Annotated in this window: 19 protein-coding genes; 9 read left to right on the top strand and 10 right to left on the bottom strand. The window is 65.5% G+C overall.

The window, feature by feature from the left end; all coding sequences use genetic code 11:
* Positions 1–2 precede the first annotated feature (2 nt).
* The 4 genes from HH800_RS15040 to HH800_RS15025 all read left to right on the top strand — a co-directional run bounded on the left by HH800_RS15040 (position 3) and on the right by HH800_RS15025 (position 5,292).
* A complete protein-coding gene (locus tag HH800_RS15040) occupies positions 3–1,832 on the top strand; it encodes a hypothetical protein (RefSeq protein ID WP_169861556.1) in 1,830 nt (609 codons plus the stop codon).
* Between the two features lie 14 nt (positions 1,833–1,846).
* Entirely contained in the window at positions 1,847–2,776 is a 930-nt protein-coding gene (locus tag HH800_RS15035) for a tyrosine recombinase (protein ID WP_169861555.1), read from the top strand.
* An 11-nt stretch (positions 2,777–2,787) separates the two neighbouring features.
* Positions 2,788–3,732, top strand: coding sequence for an acetyl-CoA carboxylase carboxyltransferase subunit alpha (locus tag HH800_RS15030; protein ID WP_010337461.1), 945 nt, complete (start codon positions 2,788–2,790; stop codon positions 3,730–3,732).
* Positions 3,733–3,813: 81 nt separating this feature from the next.
* On the top strand, positions 3,814–5,292 hold the full coding sequence (locus HH800_RS15025) for a M48 family metalloprotease (protein WP_169861554.1): 1,479 nt from the start codon (positions 3,814–3,816) through the stop codon (positions 5,290–5,292).
* A 76-nt stretch (positions 5,293–5,368) separates the two neighbouring features.
* On the opposite strand, the gene HH800_RS15020 is transcribed toward HH800_RS15025, so the two are convergent.
* Together HH800_RS15020 and HH800_RS15015 are read right to left on the bottom strand one after the other, a co-directional pair.
* Entirely contained in the window at positions 5,369–5,530 is a 162-nt protein-coding gene (locus HH800_RS15020; protein WP_004211201.1) for a Flp family type IVb pilin, read from the bottom strand.
* A 133-nt stretch (positions 5,531–5,663) separates the two neighbouring features.
* The gene (locus HH800_RS15015; protein WP_048937848.1) at positions 5,664–5,849 is read right to left on the bottom strand and encodes a Flp family type IVb pilin; all 186 of its coding nucleotides are present in this window, start codon (positions 5,847–5,849) and stop codon (positions 5,664–5,666) included.
* A gap of 80 nt (positions 5,850–5,929) precedes the next feature.
* Here HH800_RS15015 and HH800_RS15010 point away from each other — a divergent pair, with 80 nt between their 5' ends.
* Positions 5,930–6,337: a (deoxy)nucleoside triphosphate pyrophosphohydrolase gene (locus HH800_RS15010; protein WP_004211203.1), complete on the top strand. Its 408-nt coding sequence runs from the start codon at positions 5,930–5,932 to the stop codon at positions 6,335–6,337.
* A 126-nt stretch (positions 6,338–6,463) separates the two neighbouring features.
* Here the strand turns inward: HH800_RS15010 and bfr are convergent, their stop codons facing one another.
* From bfr to HH800_RS14995, 3 genes are all read right to left on the bottom strand, one after another.
* Positions 6,464–6,943 carry a bacterioferritin gene (gene bfr, locus HH800_RS15005; RefSeq protein WP_004211204.1) on the bottom strand — a complete coding sequence of 160 codons (480 nt, stop codon included), beginning with the start codon at positions 6,941–6,943 and terminating at the stop codon, positions 6,464–6,466.
* Between the two features lie 160 nt (positions 6,944–7,103).
* Positions 7,104–7,274, bottom strand: coding sequence for a (2Fe-2S)-binding protein (locus HH800_RS15000; RefSeq protein WP_004211205.1), 171 nt, complete (start codon positions 7,272–7,274; stop codon positions 7,104–7,106).
* 54 nt (positions 7,275–7,328) lie between these two features.
* Positions 7,329–8,573 carry a DUF418 domain-containing protein gene (locus tag HH800_RS14995; RefSeq protein ID WP_169861553.1) on the bottom strand — a complete coding sequence of 415 codons (1,245 nt, stop codon included), beginning with the start codon at positions 8,571–8,573 and terminating at the stop codon, positions 7,329–7,331.
* 57 nt (positions 8,574–8,630) lie between these two features.
* On the opposite strand from HH800_RS14995, the gene HH800_RS14990 reads away from it, so the two are divergent.
* Positions 8,631–9,404, top strand: coding sequence for a methyltransferase domain-containing protein (locus HH800_RS14990; RefSeq protein WP_169863339.1), 774 nt, complete (start codon positions 8,631–8,633; stop codon positions 9,402–9,404).
* Here HH800_RS14990 and HH800_RS14985 read toward each other — a convergent pair.
* The 5 genes from HH800_RS14985 to HH800_RS14965 all read right to left on the bottom strand — a co-directional run bounded on the left by HH800_RS14985 (position 9,362) and on the right by HH800_RS14965 (position 14,862).
* Positions 9,362–11,032: a glycoside hydrolase family 43 protein gene (locus HH800_RS14985; protein WP_169861552.1), complete on the bottom strand. Its 1,671-nt coding sequence runs from the start codon at positions 11,030–11,032 to the stop codon at positions 9,362–9,364. The genes HH800_RS14990 and HH800_RS14985 overlap by 43 nt on opposite strands.
* Before the next feature lie 108 nt (positions 11,033–11,140).
* Positions 11,141–11,617: a hypothetical protein gene (locus tag HH800_RS14980; RefSeq protein WP_169861551.1), complete on the bottom strand. Its 477-nt coding sequence runs from the start codon at positions 11,615–11,617 to the stop codon at positions 11,141–11,143.
* Between the two features lie 90 nt (positions 11,618–11,707).
* Complete coding sequence (gene purL / locus HH800_RS14975) at positions 11,708–13,885, bottom strand: phosphoribosylformylglycinamidine synthase subunit PurL (protein ID WP_169861550.1); 2,178 nt, start codon at positions 13,883–13,885, stop codon at positions 11,708–11,710.
* Positions 13,886–13,964: 79 nt separating this feature from the next.
* Positions 13,965–14,300 (bottom strand): glycine zipper 2TM domain-containing protein, encoded by a 336-nt coding sequence (locus HH800_RS14970; RefSeq protein ID WP_004211212.1) that lies wholly within the window; start codon positions 14,298–14,300, stop codon positions 13,965–13,967.
* Positions 14,301–14,478: 178 nt separating this feature from the next.
* Positions 14,479–14,862: a hypothetical protein gene (locus tag HH800_RS14965; protein WP_004211213.1), complete on the bottom strand. Its 384-nt coding sequence runs from the start codon at positions 14,860–14,862 to the stop codon at positions 14,479–14,481.
* A gap of 190 nt (positions 14,863–15,052) precedes the next feature.
* Here HH800_RS14965 and HH800_RS14960 point away from each other — a divergent pair, with 190 nt between their 5' ends.
* The 3 genes from HH800_RS14960 to coaD are packed head-to-tail and all read left to right on the top strand — an operon-like array spanning position 15,053 to position 16,740.
* Entirely contained in the window at positions 15,053–15,310 is a 258-nt protein-coding gene (locus HH800_RS14960) for an exodeoxyribonuclease VII small subunit (RefSeq protein ID WP_004211214.1), read from the top strand.
* Between the two features lie 8 nt (positions 15,311–15,318).
* Positions 15,319–16,224 (top strand): polyprenyl synthetase family protein, encoded by a 906-nt coding sequence (locus HH800_RS14955; protein ID WP_125985182.1) that lies wholly within the window; start codon positions 15,319–15,321, stop codon positions 16,222–16,224.
* A 3-nt stretch (positions 16,225–16,227) separates the two neighbouring features.
* Positions 16,228–16,740: a pantetheine-phosphate adenylyltransferase gene (gene coaD / locus HH800_RS14950; protein ID WP_004211217.1), complete on the top strand. Its 513-nt coding sequence runs from the start codon at positions 16,228–16,230 to the stop codon at positions 16,738–16,740.
* Positions 16,741–16,856 lie beyond the last annotated feature (116 nt).

Here is a 16,856-nt window from a genome sequence, read left to right as displayed (position 1 = left end):
GCATGAGCCGCCTGCGGGGGAATGCGAAATGGGCGCTGGGCAGCTTTGCGCTCGCATTGGCGCTGCCGGTCGTTGCGCAGCAGGCGCCCGAATCGCTGCTGCCGCCCGGTTTTGGTGATCCGGCCCCGGCGCCGACCCCCACGCCCGCGCAGCCGGCCCGTCCGGCATCGCCCGCACCGGTCGTCCCGACCGTGCCGGTCACGCCGTCGCCATCGGGCGAAATCGTCCAGCCGCTCGACCTGTCGGTCGCCAATGCGGTGGACAATGCCGCCGAGGCGATGAGCGCGGACGAACTGGCCGCTGAAAAGGCCAAATATGACCTGCCGCAGAGCGCGCGCCGCTCGCTCGACCGCATCGGCCCGCTGACGCCGGCCACGCGCGGCATGGAGCCCGACGCCTTCGGCGCGGAATATGGCCCCTATCTCGCCACGCTGATGAAGCAGACCCATGCGCCGATCCTGTCGCGCTGGGCCTCCATCCTGCTTCGGCGCGCGCTGCTCGGCGCCACAAACACGCCGCGCGGCATCAATGGTGCCGACTGGGCGGCCGAGCGCGCCTGGCTGCTGCTGCGCATGGGGGAGGCGGACAGCGCCCGGCTGCTGGTGCAGAGCGTCGATCCCGACAAATATACGCCGCGCCTCTACGCGATCGCGATGCAGACCTATCTGGCGACCGCCGATCCGGCGGGCCTATGCCCGCTGTCGGCGGGCGCGCTGCGCACCAGCAAGGAACCGGGCTGGGACATGACGCGGGCGATCTGCCCGGCGCTGTCGGGCGATCAGGGTTCGGCCAGCGCCGCACTCAACCAGGCCCAGCGCAAGGGCGTGGTGCGCGGCATCGATTATCGCTTGGCCGAAAAGATGGTCGGCGCGGGCTTCAATGCGCGTCGTTCGGTCAAGATCGAATGGGACGGCGTCGATGGCCTCACCGCCTGGCGCTATGGCTTGGCGACGGCGCTCAACGTGCCGATCCCCGACGACATGTTCGGTAGCGTCGGCCCCCATGTCCGTGCCTGGGAAGCCCGCGCGCCGGCACTGACCGCCGTGCGTCGCCTGCCGGGCAGCGAAGTCGCCGCACGGCTGGGCGTCTTCTCCAGCGAGGCGCTGGTCAATTTCTATGCCGAGCTGGGCAGCGAAGGCGATCTCGCGTCCGATCTGGCCGATCGCGTCGATGCGCTGCGCAATGCCTATTCCGGCCCGACTGCGGGTGCGCGCATCCAGGCGATGCAGACGCTGTGGCGCGGCAATGCCGCGCCCGATTATGTCGGCCTGATCGCCACGGCCCGCGCCGCCGCCGCACTGCCCGTGTCGCAGGCCGATGCGCGCGATGCCGCCAATCTGGTCGCGGCGATGCTGACCGCCGGCTATGATCGCAATGCGGCCCGCTGGGCGCAGGCGATCGGCCAGATCGATGGCGATGGCGCACAGGATTTCTGGGCGTTGCTCGCGGTCGGCGCGCCCAGCACGGTCGTCGACAGCGGCAGCAGCCGCATCTCCAGCTATGTCGGCGATGCCGGCCCTGAAAAGGGACGGATGCTGATCGCCGCGCTGGCGGGCCTGTCGCGCCTGTCGGCCAATGATGCGGCCGCGCTGGCGCAGGATAATGGCTTCACCCTGGCCGCCAACAGCCGCTGGGCGCGTGCGATCGACGCCGCCGCACAGCGGGGCGAGAAGGCGACCGTGGCGCTGCTCGCTGCCGTCGGCATGCAGGGGCGCGACTGGCATCGCCTGCCGCCCGGCCATCTCTATCATGTGGTGGCGGCGCTCCATCGCGTCGGGCTGGACCCGGAGGCGCGGATGATCGCGGCCGAGGCCCTGACCCGCCTGTCCTGACCCGGTCCGGGGCGATGGATGACGATGCCGTCCTGATCGACCGCTTCCTCGAAATGATGGCGGCGGAACGGGGCGCGTCGCGCAACACGCTGCTCGCCTATCGCACGGACCTTCAGGGCGCGGGCGAGATTGTCGGCGGCCTTGCCGCCGCCAGCCAGGACACGCTCGGCCGTCTTGCTGGCGAATGGGCGCCGCTCGCGGCCTCCACCGTGGCGCGCAAGGCGTCCGCGCTGCGCGCCTTCTACGCCTTTCTGGAGGAAGAGGGGCTGCGCGCCGACAATCCCGGCGCGGCATTGCCCCGGCCGGTCACACGCCGGCCGCTGCCCAAGATCTTGTCGTCGCATGAGGTCGATTCGCTTTTTGCCCTGATCGCCCAGCGGGTGGAGACGGCGTATCCCGCGCCGCTCGACCTGCGGCTCTCGGCGCTGATCGAACTTCTCTATGGCTCGGGTCTGCGCGCGACCGAACTGGTTTCGCTGCCGCGCAAGGCTCTGGCCGTCGATCGCCCCTTCCTCATAATCAAGGGCAAGGGCGCGCGCGAACGGCTGGTGCCGATCTCCGACCGTGCCCGCGCCGCCGTCGCCACCTGGCTCGCCCATGTGCCGGCCGACAGCCTCTGGCTTTTTCCCTCGGGCAAGAGCCATGTCAGCCGCATTCGCCTCTATCAGCTTGTGAAGCAACTGGCCGCAGCGGCCGGCATCGCACCCGAACGGGTCAGCCCCCATGTGCTGCGCCATGCCTTTGCCACCCATTTGCTGGAGGGCGGGGCGGACCTGCGCGCGCTGCAATCGATGCTGGGCCATGCCGATATCGGCACGACGCAAATCTACACCCATGTCGACAGCCGCCGGCTGGTCGAACTGGTCAACAGTCGGCACCCGCTGGCCGGCATGCAAGCCAGGATCGCGCATCCCCGCGTTGACGGCGACGCGTCCGCGCCTTAACGCCATCCGCCATGGTAAGCTTTCTCGAATTTGAAAAGCCGGTCGCAGAGCTGGAAGCCCGCATCATCGAACTGCGCCAGACGGCCTCCGTCGGCGACATCGACATTAGTGGCGAGATCAACACGCTGGAACAGCGTGCCGACAAGATGCTGTCGGACATCTATGCCAAGCTGACGCCCTGGCAGAAGACGCAGGTGGCCCGCCACCCCGAACGCCCGCACTTCAAGGATTATGTCGCGGGCATGTTCGACAATTTCATGCCGCTGGCCGGCGACCGCGCCTTTGCCGACGATCAGGCGATCATCGGCGGCTTCGCGACGCTGGGCGAGCGCAAGGTCATGGTCATCGGCCATGAAAAGGGCGACGATACCGCCAGCCGCGTCCGCCACAATTTCGGCATGGCCAAGCCCGAAGGCTATCGCAAGGCGATCCGCCTGATGGAACTGGCTGACCGGTTCGGCCTGCCGGTCGTCACGCTGGTCGACACCTCGGGTGCCTTTCCCGGCGTCCAAGCCGAAGAACGCGGCCAGGCCGAAGCCATTGCCCGTTCGACCGAAGCCTGTCTGGCGCTCGGCGTCCCCATGGTCGCGGCCGTGGTGGGTGAGGGCGGCTCGGGCGGCGCGGTGGCTCTGGCCGCGGCCAATCGCGTGCTGATGTTCGAACATGCCGTCTATTCGGTGATCTCGCCCGAAGGCTGCGCTTCGATCCTGTGGCGCACCGCCGACAAGGCGAGCGACGCGGCGACCGCGATGCAGGTCACGGCGCAGCATTTGAAGGGCCTGGGCGTGATCGACCGCATCGTGGCAGAGCCGGTGGGCGGCGCCCATCGCGAGCCGGTGCAGGCGATCGCCAATCTGGGGGCGGCCATTGGCGAGGAACTGGACGCGCTGTCCGGCCTCGAACCGCAGGCGCTGCGCACCGATCGCGCCGACAAGTTCCTGGCCATCGGTATCTGACGTCAATTTCCCGGAACAGCATCCTGTCCTCGCTCGTTACGGCACGGTAACAGGGGGCAGGGTGTCAAGGATGGGAATGGAATGAATCGAACATGGTTGTCGGCCGGCCTTGGCGTCGGCCTGATCGTCGCCGGCGTGGCGCCGGAGGTGCTGGGGCAGCAGCGGGCGATTCGCACCGTTTCCTCGATCAGCGCGCAGGACAAGGCTTCGGGCGCCAAGCAGCATCCCGAACTGCTCAAGGAATTTGGCGGCGCCTATGTCGGGCCACAGGCGCGCTATGTGGAGTCGGTGGGGCGCCGCATCGCGGTCCAGTCCGGCCTCTCCAATGCGCAGGGCGATTTCACCGTCACCCTGCTCAACTCGCCGGTCAACAACGCCTTCGCCATCCCCGGCGGCTATGTCTATGTCACGCGTCAGCTGATGGCGCTGATGAATGACGAGGCGCAGCTGGCCGGCGTGCTGGGCCATGAAGTCGGCCATGTCGCCGCCCAGCATGGCCAGCGGCGCCAGCAGGCGGCACAGCGCAACGCGATCGGCGGCGCGCTGCTGCAGGTGCTGACCGGCGCCTTGCTGGGCGATTCGGCGCTGGGTGGCGTGCTGCAGCAGGGGATCGGCACCGGCAGCCAGCTTCTGACCCTCAAATTTTCGCGTAGCCAGGAGTATGAGGCGGACGATCTGGGCATCCGCTACCTCGCCTCGGCCGGTTATGATCCCCGTGCGCTGTCGGACATGCTGGCCTCGCTGGCGGCGCAGACCAGCCTGGACCAGCGTGTGTCGGGTGACGCGCGCTCCATGCCCGAATGGGCCAGCACCCATCCCGATCCGGGCGAGCGCGTCGATCGGGCGGCGCAGATGGCGTCACGCACCGGCGCGACCAGCACGCTGCGCAACCGCGATGCCTTCCTGACGGCGCTCAATGGCGTTCTTTATGGCGACGATCCCAAACAGGGCGTGATCGACGGCAGCCGTTTCCGCCATCCCGACCTGCGCCTGTCCTTCACTGCGCCCTCGGGCTTCGGCATGGAAAATGGCGCGGACGCGGTCAGCATCACCGGTTCGGGCGGTCAGGCGCAGTTTGGCGGCATCGCCTATAATGGCAATCTGTCGACCTATATCGATTCGGTGCTCAAGCGACTCGCCGGCAATGCCGGCGCGCCGCCCGCAGGCGAGGTGCAGCGCACGACGACCAACGGCCTGCCGGCCGCCTGGCGCACGGTGCGCGCCAACACCAAGTCGGGTCAGATCGACGCGACCGTCTTTGCCTATGATTTCGGCGGCGGAAAGGCCTATCACTTCCTGCTGCTGACCCCGGCGGGCAAGGGTATCGGTCCATTCGACTCGATGGTCCGTTCGGTCCAGCGCCTGTCGGCGCAGGAGGCGGCGGCGATCAAGCCGCGCCGGGTCAATCTGGTCACCGTCAAGGCGGGCGACACCGTCCAGTCGCTTGGCCGCCGCATGGCCTATAGCGATTATCCGCTGGAGCGCTTCCTGGTGCTGAACGCCCTCAACGAACGCTCCGTGCTGAAACCGGGCGATCGGGTGAAGATCGTCACCTGGTAAGATTCGGCAGATTCCAGGCAAAGAAAAAGGGCGGCGGAATTGCTTCCGCCGCCCTTTTCTAACATCGGTTTCGAGCTTACTTCAGGTTGCCCGAAACGTTGTTGAAGGTGCTGCCCAGCTTCGAGCCCAGGCTGGTCATGGCGCCGATGGCGGCCACGGCGATCAGAGCGGCGATCAGGCCGTATTCGATGGCGGTCGCGCCCTTTTCGTTCTTCAGCATCTTGCGAATGAACTGCATGTGATGTCTCCTTGACAAACGTTACGTTAAACTACCCGGCCGCCCCGCTTTGGATTAGGTCAGCGAAGACCTCTCTAGATTGGCTCGGTTGAGAAAAGTTTAATGCGGAAAGTGGCGTGTCAGAATTTGTTGGTTAATGCTTGGTAACTTCTTCGGCGACGTTGTTCCACATGCCGGTGGTTCGTGTCGCGACGTTGTTCAGTGCCGCGATCATGGCCAGCACGATCATCGCGATGATCAGGCCATATTCGACCGCGGTTGCCCCCCGCTCACATCGCGAAAGCGCGGATTTCGTGACGAATTCGATGATCGCGCGCATATGACCCCGCTTGGCTACAGACACTCCACGATCTGGGTGTAAAGCAGCCACGGTTAACAAAGCCCTTGCAAGGGAGCGTTATGCAGAGTTTTACCCCGTTTCTGGTCGTCGCCGTCGCCCTGATCGATGCCGATGGGCGCGTTCTGGTGCAGCAACGTCCGCCGGGAAAGCCGATGGCGGACCTGTGGGAGTTCCCCGGTGGCAAGGTCGAGTCGGGCGAAACGCCCGAGGCGGCGCTGGTGCGCGAACTGGAGGAGGAGCTGGGCATCCGCACCCATGAGAGCTGCCTGGCGCCCGCAACCTTCGCCAGCGCCCCGCTGGAGAACAAGCATCTGCTGCTGCTGCTCTATGTCTGCCGCAAATGGGAAGGGATGCCCGAAGCGCGCCATGCCACCGCGCTGCAATGGGTGCGGCCTGCGCAAATGTATGCGCTCGACATGCCACCGGCCGACCTGCCGCTGATCGGCATTCTCGACGCACTGATCTGACGGAAATCCGGCTCTGCACCGATGGTGCAGGGTTAGGCTATAAAGGGCGGGGGAAGGGCGATACGCGCCTTCCCCCGCAGCCTGTAACGGGGCCGACCGCCGGACAGCCGGCCCCGCGCGTTCGTGTCAGTCTTCCTTGGCCTTGCTCTGCAGCTGGACATAATTCTGGATGCCCATGCGCTCGATCATCTCGAACTGGGTTTCCAGCGTGTCGACATGCTCTTCCTCGCTTTCGAGGATATACTGGAACAGGTCGCGGCTGACGAAGTCCTTGATCGACTCGCAATAGGCGATGGCGTCGCGCAGCACCGGCAGCGCCTCATATTCCAGCTCCAGGTCCGCCTTCAGGATTTCCTCGACGGTCTCGCCGATCTTCAGGCGACCGAGCAGCTGGAAATTGGGCAGGCCGTCGAGGAACAGGATGCGCTCCGCCACCTTGTCGGCGTGCTTCATCTCGTCGATCGATTCCTCATATTCGAACTTGGCGAGCTTCTCGATGCCCCAGTGATTGAGGATGCGATAGTGGAGGAAATATTGGTTGATCGCGGTCAGCTCGTTCTTGAGGACCTCGTTCAGATAATCGATAACCTTCTGGTCGCCCTTCATGGCGCTATGCTCCGGCTGTTATTGGGAATGCCGGACATATAAAGGTTTCGCATCCGGTTGTTAAGCCAGAAAGGCGCAGAAAACCGCCATTTTTCAGGCGGCTATTGCGTGATGTTCGCGATTGTCAGGGGCCTTTTACTGCGCCTGCTTCGCAATGATATCAGGCCGTCGCGCGCTCCGCCGCGATGATCGTGCGGGCATAGCCGACACATTGGCCGCACTTGGGCCGACGGCCGAAACGGGCATAGGCGCTACAGGGGGTATCGGCACCATCGCGCGCCGCTTCCCGCAGATCCTTTTCGCGAATGGCATTGCAAACACAGACGACCATTGGATTCTCCTGACCCGTGAAATAGGTCAGATGCTAATGGATCGCAATAGAAGATCATGCGCTCCTGCGAATCTTTTGCAGTTTTCCCCGTTGCAGGCTGCGCCATAGCCATTCGGCCGGCCCCATCGCGAATCGGTCGAGCCAGGGCTTGGACCACAGCAGCATCACCGCCCAGGCGGCAATAAGGAAGAGCGGAAATGCTGCCGGGCGCACCTGTCCGAACAGCCCCAGGCCCCAGCCATAGAAGATCGCCGTCATGACGAGGCTGGTGCCCAGATAATTGCTGAGCGCCATGCGCCCGGTCGCGGCGATCCGGCCGACCAGCCAGTGATCGCGATGCCGCGCCAGCAGCCACAGGATCAGCGCCGCCCATCCGACCGCCAGCGGGATGCGGAAGGGGAAGGACCAGAGCAGCGCGGTCGAAAAGGCGGTCAGCGGCGCAAAGCCGCTCGCCACCACCCAGATGGTCAGGCCGATCATCGGCACCAGCCCGATCAGGAAACAATGGCGCGCAGTCTGCCAATATTGCTCGGCGGGCCAGCGGCCGATCAGGAATCCGCCCTTCAGCATCGCCATGCCCAGCAGCATGAAGCCCAGCGTGTCGAGCCCGGTGAAGAGGAAGGTCCACAGCCAGTCGCCGACAAAGCCGGTCAGATGGTGGCGCACGATCCCGCCGAAGCTGCCGGTATAGATGGCGATATCCTGCTGGATGATTGGGCTGTTGGGGTCGGACAGGCCGGCAAGGAAGCTGTCCAGCCCCTCGCGCGTTGCGGCGGCGACGCCGGGCGCGGCTGCGGCATGGGCCCAGCCATAGAGGCTGGCGATGAAGGCGCCACAGATCAGGAAATGAATAAGGAAGGCGAGGAACGCCCATTTGACCAGCGCCAGAGGCTCCTTCTGCGAGAAGGCCAAGGCGATGGTGCCGACCACCGCATAGGTCACCAATATGTCGCCCCACCACAGCAATATGTGATGCAGCAGGCCGATCGCCAGCAGCCAGAAGCCGCGCACCAGTTGCGCCCGCGTGCCGTCGCGCCCGGCCATTTCCTCCCGGTCGATAAGCAGCAGCATCGATGCGCCGAACAGCAGCGAGAACAGCCCGCGCATCTTGCCGTCGACCAGGATCAGGCTGCTCGCCCAGAAGGCGATGTCGCCCGCCGACATCGGCCCGGCCGCGACCGGATTGAAATAGGCGTTCTGCGGCAGGGCGAAGGCGGTGATGTTCATCCACAATATGCCCATCACCGCGCAGCCGCGCAGCACGTCCATGGCGGGGATACGGGGCGATGCGGCGGTCATGCGGGCAATCCTTGAAGATGCTGGCCATCGAGGCATTGGTCTGCCATGCGCCTACCCATGAATCAGGTCCGCAAGCAACGGATAAGCGAGTCCTTCGGCGCGGCGGCCGACCGGTATGACGAACATGCCGGACCGCAGCGGACGGCCGCAGCCTTGGTCGCCGATATCGCCCAGCGGCAAAGCCCGGACGGCGTCGCGCGCATCCTGGAAATCGGTTGCGGCACCGGCCTGCTCACGCGCGACATCCAGACCCGCTGGCCCGGCGCGGAACTGGTCGCGACGGACATTTCGCCAAAGATGCTCGACCGCGCGGCATCGGCCGGGCTGGTCGCCGGCACCTTCCTTACTATGGATGGGGAGGCGCCGTCGTTCGAGGGCGAATGGTTCGACCTCATCCTCTCCAGCCTTGCCTTCCAATGGTTTGACGACCTGCCCGCCGCGATCGCGCGGCTGGTGGCGCTGCTCCGCCCCGGCGGCAGCCTCATCTTCTCGACCATGGGGCAGGGCAGCTTTGCCAATTGGCGCGCTGCCCATGCGACCTGCGATCTGACGCCCGGCGTTCCCGCCTATCCCTCGCTCGACGCGCTGCGCGCCATGCTGGCGGCCTATGGCGACGCCTTCGCCTTTGACGAGACCGTCCTGCTGGAGGGGCAGGGCGCGCGCGCGCTGCTCGGCCATCTCAAGGGCATCGGCGCGGTGGTGCCGGACGAGGGGCGCCGGCCGCTCTCCCCCGCCGCGCTGCGCCGGGTGATGGCGGCCTATGACGAGGCGGGTGGCCGCGACGTCTATCAGTTGCTGATTGGCCGGGTGACGCGCGCGGACCAGGCATAGGGGCCGATCACCGTGCCGACGAAGCCGCCAGCCTCATGGGTGCTGAGGAAGCGGATATCGACATCGCGCGCCAACACCGTCTCCCGCCCGTCGACGCCATAGGCGAAGCGCGCCGTGCCGCCATCAAGGGCGATGGTCAGGCGGACGGGCTTGGCCGGATCGATCGGCGCGGCAGCGACCAGCCTGTCACGATCGCTGTCCTCGCGCAGCATCAGGGCGAGCTGCGGTTTCCCGTCCTTCCGCGTCACGCCGAAGAACAGGAAGGATCGGTCGGACTGCACCGCCACCAGCCCCGCAAGATCCCCCTCCGTCTCCGGCCGATAGGTCAGGTCGGTGCTGATGGTCGCGACATGGTGCTCCTGACGCCGCCCGACAAAGGCCGGGGCGCCGCTGAGGTCGCCCAGCGCCGTCGTGCCGTCCAGCACCAGTCCGCCTGCTTCCAGCCGGTAAAGCAGCGCCTTGGGCGTCCGCAGCCCGATCCAGCCCATGCCTAGCCGCGGTCCGTCGAACCCATCGCGATAGGCAAAATCGCCGCTGGTCGGCGGCGCAGCTGAATCGCTTATGGGCAGGGCCGGGCGCTTTGCCGCATAGGGAATGGCCTTGCCGGCCTCCAATATATGCGGCCAGCCATCGCGCCATGCGACCGGCAGCAGGAAGGTTTCGCGCCCGATATTGTAGAGGTCCGGGCCATAGGGGCGGGTGGCGAGGAAGGTCGCCCACCAGTCGCCCGTCGGCGTCTGCACCAGCTTGGCATGGCCGGCCGACGTCACCGGATGGGGACGGGCCGGGGCCAGGCTGCGCTGACTCAGGATCGGATTGCCGGCATAGGGAGTGAAGGGGCCGCGCAGGTCGCGGGCGCGGAACACCACTTCGCTATGCTGGTCGCCGGTGCCGCCCTCGGCCGCGATCAGATAATAAAACCCTTCGCGCTTCAGCAGATGTGGTCCCTCGATCCAGGCGGGCTTCTGTCTGATGTCGACGCCGCCATTGACGATCTGCGTCGCCGCGCCGGTCATCTTGAGCGCGTGCCAGTCAAATTCCTGCACCCAGATCGCCCGATGCCCCTCATAGCGGGGTGGTTCGGCCGGCGCGCGATTATTGACGATGAAGGCGGGGTCGCCTTCCCAGTAAATCGACGGATCAATCCCCTCGAACGGCAGCCAGTGCGGCTTGGACCAGGGGCCGGCCGCGTCCTTTGCCGTCATCACGAAATTGCCGCCGCAATCGACGCAGGTGCCGACCAGATAGAAGAGCCCGTCATGGAAGGAGATGTCGGGCGCGAACATGCCGCGCGAACTGCGCAGGCCGCTGAAATCAAACTGGTCGGGCCGGTCGATCGCATTGCCGATCTGGCGCCAATGGACCATGTCGGTCGACCGGAAGACCGGCAGCCCCGGATAATGGGCGAAGGAGGAGTTGACGAGATAATAGGTCTCGCCGACCCGCGTGATGGACGGGTCGGGATAATAGCCGGACAGGATCGGGTTGCGATATTCGTCGGGGCCGGGCGTCACCTGCTCCTGCGCGCGCCCGTCATAGCGAAAATCGCTGAAGCGCGCGGGGCCTGCCAGAGCCGGGCCGGCGACCGCAGCCAGCAACAGCAAGGCGGCACGACGGGTCTTGCGCATATCCTCTCCTCCCATTTTTGCGGAGCATAGGAGAGAGGAATTGATAGCGCTATCAAAAATCGAGCCCTGCTGAGGCAAACGGGCCTGGATATGTCAATTTCGCCGTCACTATCTTCTCTGGCGCCCGGCCGCGATGAAGGCGATCGGCAGGCCAACCAGGATGCAGTGGGAGAAGAGCTGGTTGCCGATATTCCAGGCGATCCGACCGATCGGCAGCGCGGCATAGGCGGCGGGCAACCACATGGCGGGCCAGCGCCACGGCCGCACGATCCAGTACATGATTGCCCAGAGCAGCAGGCCATAGAGCAGGCCGGCGACGACCGGATGGCCGCGCAGGGCAGGGCGCCGCTGTGCAATCAGCATATAGGCGCCCGCCATGCAGGCCATGATCGCGAAATGGACGGCCAGGCCGGCAATCGCCCATAGCCAGGCGGGATCGCCCCGCGCGCGATCGCCCAGCGGGCCGCTCGCGACAAATTGCAGCACCGCATGCGGCGCCGTGCCTGCCATGCCGGCAAAGACGAAGGCGGAAAATATGTCGAGTGTGCCGGCAACCAAGGTTGCCCGGATGATCCTCTCGCGCATGGTGCGCTCCCCATTTTCTCGGGGTGGATCATGACAGATTGCGATGAATTTGTCCCGCCGGATGCGCTGCACCCGGCGGGACGGAAAGATTTAGAGTTCGCTGTCCATCAGCGCGGGGAAGAAGCCCTCATGCGCGGTGCGCAGCGCGTCGATCGACACGCCCGCCACGCTGTCGCCGCCGACGGTGCCGATCTTGACCGCGCCCGCAATCTCGACGCCGGCCGGCGCCGTGACGACATAGCGGCTCTGGTCTTCGCCGAACGCCGAAGCGGTGGTCAGCGCCACGTCCAGCGTCGCGCCGATCTTGCCGGCCAGCGCCATCTCCGCGATCGTGACGATCAGGCCGCCGTCGGAAATGTCATGCACGGCATTGACCGTGCCGGCCACCACCAGCGCGCGGACAGCGTCGCCATTGGCGCGCTCGACCACCAGGTCGACCTTGGGCGCATCACCCGCTTCGCGGCCGGCAATCTCGCGCAGCCAGATCGACTGGCCCAGATGCGTGCCTTCGCCACCGACCAGCCAGATCGCGTCGCCTTCATTCTTGAACGCCACGGTCGCCATGGCATCGATGTCGGCCAGCAGGCCGATGCCGCCGATCGCCGGGGTCGGCAGGATCGCCGAGCCACCGCCGGTCGCCTTGGATTCATTGTAGAGGCTGACATTGCCCGACACGATCGGGAAGTCGAACGCGCGGCAGGCGTCGCCCATGCCTTCCAGACAGCCGGTCAGCTGCGCCATGATCTCGGGGCGCTGCGGATTGGCGAAGTTGAGGCAGTTGGTGACCGCCAGCGGGGTCGATCCGACCGCGCTCAGGTTGCGATAGCATTCCGCGATTGCCTGCTTGCCGCCTTCATAGGGGTCGGCATAGCAATAGCGCGGGGTGCAGTCGGTGCTGATGGCAATGCCCTTGCGGCTGTCATGGACGCGGACCACCGCGGCGTCGCCACCGGGGCGCTGCACCGTGTCGGCGCCGACCATATGGTCATATTGTTCCCAGATCCAGCGACGGCTGGCGATGTCGGGGCTGCCCATCAGCGTGACGAGGTCCGCGCCGATGTCGGCGCTCTCGGCGATCTCACCCAGCGGCTCGACCTTCGACCAGATCTTATACTCGTCCTTCGGCATCGAGGGGCGGTCGTAGAGCGGCGCATCGTCGGCCAGGGGGGCAAGCGGAATGTCGCAGACGATCTCGCCCTTATGCTCCAGCACCATGCGGCCGGTGTCGGTGACATGGCCGATGACGGCGAAGTCGAGTTCCCACTTCTTGAAGATCGCCTCGGCAAAGGCTTCGCGACCGGGCTTGAGCACCATGAGCATGCGCTCCTGGCTTTCCGACAGCATCATCTCATAGGTGGTCATGCCGGTTTCGCGCTGCGGCACGTCATCCATCTTGAGGTGCAGGCCGACGCCGCCCTTCGACGCCATTTCGACCGACGAAGAGGTGAGGCCGGCGGCGCCCATGTCCTGGATCGCGACGATCGCGTCCGACGCCATCAGTTCAAGACACGCCTCGATCAGCAGCTTTTCGGTGAAGGGATCGCCGACCTGGACGGTGGGGCGCTTCTCTTCGCTATCCTCGCCGAAATCGGCCGACGCCATGGTCGCGCCATGGATGCCGTCGCGGCCGGTCTTGGACCCGACATAGACGATCGGGTTGCCGACGCCGCTGGCGGCCGAATAGAAGATCTTGTCGGTATCGGCGATACCGACGGTCATCGCATTGACCAGGATATTGCCGTCATAGGCCGGGTGGAAATTCACCTCGCCGCCCACGGTCGGGACGCCGACACAATTGCCATAGCCGCCAATGCCATGGACCACGCCGCTGATGAGATGCTTCATCTTGGGGTGGTCGGGGCGGCCGAAGCGGAGCGCGTTCATGTTGGCCACCGGGCGGGCGCCCATGGTGAACACGTCGCGCAGAATGCCGCCGACACCGGTCGCGGCGCCCTGATAGGGTTCGATGTAGCTGGGGTGGTTGTGGCTTTCCATCTTGAAGATGGCGGCCTGGCCATCGCCGATGTCGACCACGCCGGCATTTTCGCCGGGGCCACAGATCACCTGCGGCCCCTTGGTGGGCAGCTTCATCAGGTGGATCTTGGAGGATTTATAGGAGCAATGCTCCGACCACATGACCGAAAAGATCCCGAGTTCCGTCAGGTTCGGCTCGCGGCCGATCGCCTTCAGGACGCGATCATATTCTTCGGGGGACAGACCGTGCTCGGCAACGATCTGCGGGGTGATCTGGGGGGCGCTGCTGGACATGAGCGCGCCTTTAGACGCGTGGCGCGGGATTCACAATGGGGAGGCGGCGGCCAAGTCATGGCCGCCGCCCTTAAGTCGCTTAGCAGCTGCTGTTGCGGTCGATGGCGCGGCCAGCCAGGGCGCCGGCGCCAGCGCCGACGACGGTGCCGGTGGTGCGATCGCCGCGGGTGTCGACCGCGCGACCCAGCAGGGCACCGGCAACGCCGCCCAGCAGCAGGCCGGTGGTGCCGCCCGACTTGCGGCAGCGATAATCACCGCGATAGCCGCGACGGTCGGAATAGCGACCATGGTCATAATGGCGGTCGCCACGGTGCCAGCCACGGTCGTGGCCGCGGGCGAAGGAGGTCGCCGGAACAGCGGTGGCGACGGTTGCGGTCGCCAGGGCCATGGCGATCAGGCTCTTCTTGAAGTTCATGGGTCATCTCCTCGACCTGTTTATCTCTGGTACGAGGCTGTTCTGCCACCGGCTGGCTGGCAACATCCTGAACCGGCACGTTATCTGCCGTTCAGGAAAGGCGTCGGGCATGAAAAAAGGGCCGGTTCCTAGGGAAGAACCGGCCCCTGTCAGAAAAAAGACTCAGGCAATGCTGCGATCAGACGTGGCAGGCCTGCGCCGACTTGCCGGGGACGGTGATCGTCACGTCGTTGCCCGAACCCTTGACCTCATAACCACCTTCGGCGGTGAAGGGCTGGCCGGCTTCGGCAGCCTTCAGCATGGTGGGCGCGCCATTCTTTTCGGTGCGCAGGATCGCGCTCTTGTCGTCGCTCATATAGTCGACGAAGAACAGGCTGTTGTCCTTGCAGCGGAACTGCTTGTTGGCCTTGACCGACGGCGGCAGCTCGACCGGCGCGGCGTTGGCAAGCTGGGCAGCCATCGGATCGGCGGGGCCGCCGACGACTTCGGGTTCGTCACTCTTGTTGCAGGCCGACAGCATGGTCAGGCCGGCAACGGCGATGAGGGGGAGATAATATTTCATAGCGATCCTTTTATGTGCGCTTGCAACATTGTGCGTCAACGCAAAACTGCCCCAATTCCGCCACGCCTGTGCAGCGACGTCATGACGTTTGCGTGACAGCGGCGCTATTGACCCACTATTGAGCGGCCTTGGGTCTGCTGCCATGTCATCCGCGCTTGACCCCGTGGACAGGGGCGGTCAATGCAGGCGCATGGCTGAGGAAAATACCCCGCAAAAGGATCTGTCCCAATTGTCGTTCGAGGATGCGCTGCGCGCGCTCGAATCGATCGTTCGCCGGCTGGAAAGCGGCGATGTCCCGCTCGATGAGTCGATCTCGCTCTATGCCCAGGGTGAAGAACTGCGCAAGCGCTGCACCGAGCGGTTGCAGGCGGCCGAGGCGCGCATCAGCAAGCTGACCGTCGATGCCGGCGGCGCCATCACCGGCGCCCAGCCGTTCGGCGCGGATTGACCCACTGCATGGAACGGAGCGCGGCAGGAGCGCTGGTCGCCGCCCGTGCGGCAACGGTCGCGGCCGATATCGACCGGGCGTTCGACGCGCTGCTGGCGATCCCCGACGATCCACGCCATCGCCTCTATGAAGCGATGCGCCATGCCGCGATCGGGGGCGGCAAGCGGCTGCGGCCGCTGCTGGTGCAGGCGACCTGCGACCTGTTCAACATTTCCCGCGAATCCGCGCTGCGCGTCGGTCTCGCGATCGAATGCATCCATGTCTATTCGCTGGTGCATGACGATCTGCCGGCGATGGACAACGACGATATGCGGCGCGGCAAGCCGACCGTCCACAAGGCGTTCGATGAAGCAACCGCGATCCTGGCCGGCGATTGCCTCCATGATCTCGCCTTCGAAATCCTGGCCGACGAACAGACCCATCCCGATGCCTTCGTCCGCATTGACCTCGTCAAGGCACTCGCCGTCGCCAGCGGCCCGGCCGGCATGGCGGGCGGGCAGATGATGGACCTGGAGGCGGAAAAGACCCGCTTCGATCTCGCCACCGTCACCCGGCTGCAAAATCTCAAGACCGGTGCGCTGATCGGCTTCTGCGTCGATGCCGCCGCCATCATGGCGCGCATCCCGGTCGATGCGCGCACCGGCCTGCACGGCTATGCCCGCGATATCGGCCTCGCCTTCCAGATTGCCGACGACCTGCTCGATGTGGAGGGCGACGCGGCCCTCGCCGGCAAGGCGCTGGGCAAGGATGCCGCCGCCGGCAAGGAAACCTTCGTCTCGCTCCTGGGGGTAGACCGGGCGCGGGAACAGGGGCGTCTGCTCGTTGAACAGGCCAAGGCGCACCTGCACGGCCATGGCGCGGAGGCGGACCTGCTGCGCGCTATTGCCGACTATATTGTGGAGAGGGACCGCTAGATCATGAGCAAGTCGCGTATCGGTGTCTATCCCGGCACCTTCGATCCCATCACCCTTGGCCATATGGACATCATCCGCCGCGGCGCGAAGCTGGTCGACAAGCTGGTGATCGGCGTCACCACCAACATCAGCAAGTCGCCGATGTTTGCCGACGAGGAACGGCTGGACATGGTTCGCCGCGAATGTGCGGACATCGACACCGAAATCGTCGTCACCGGCTTCAACTCGCTGTTGATGGACTTTGCCGAATCGCAGGGGGCCAGCGTCATCATCCGGGGCCTGCGCGCCGTCGCCGACTTCGAATATGAATATCAGATGGCGGGCATGAACCAGCAGATCAACAGCCGGGTCGAAACCGTCTTCCTGATGGCCGACGTCTCCTTGCAGCCGATCGCGTCGCGCCTGGTCAAGGAAATCGCCCTCTATGGCGGGCCGATCCACAAGTTCGTCAGCCCCGCCGTGCGCGAGGAGGTGGAGGCGCGGGTTGCCGCACTCGGCCTCAAGGGGCAGGGTTAGGAACGGATTGTCGCCAATGTTGCCGTCTCGTTTCAGCCCGCGTTCAGTTGCCAATCCCGATCAGGGCGCTATCAGGACGGCTTGACCTTCCCGGGCAAGATCTAAGGAAAGCTTAT

The organism is Sphingobium yanoikuyae (assembly GCF_013001025.1).
GTDB classification, from domain to species: Bacteria; Pseudomonadota; Alphaproteobacteria; order Sphingomonadales; family Sphingomonadaceae; genus Sphingobium; species Sphingobium yanoikuyae_A.
Note: the sequence above shows the minus strand (reverse complement) of the source record. Positions and strands in the feature narration are given on the sequence as shown.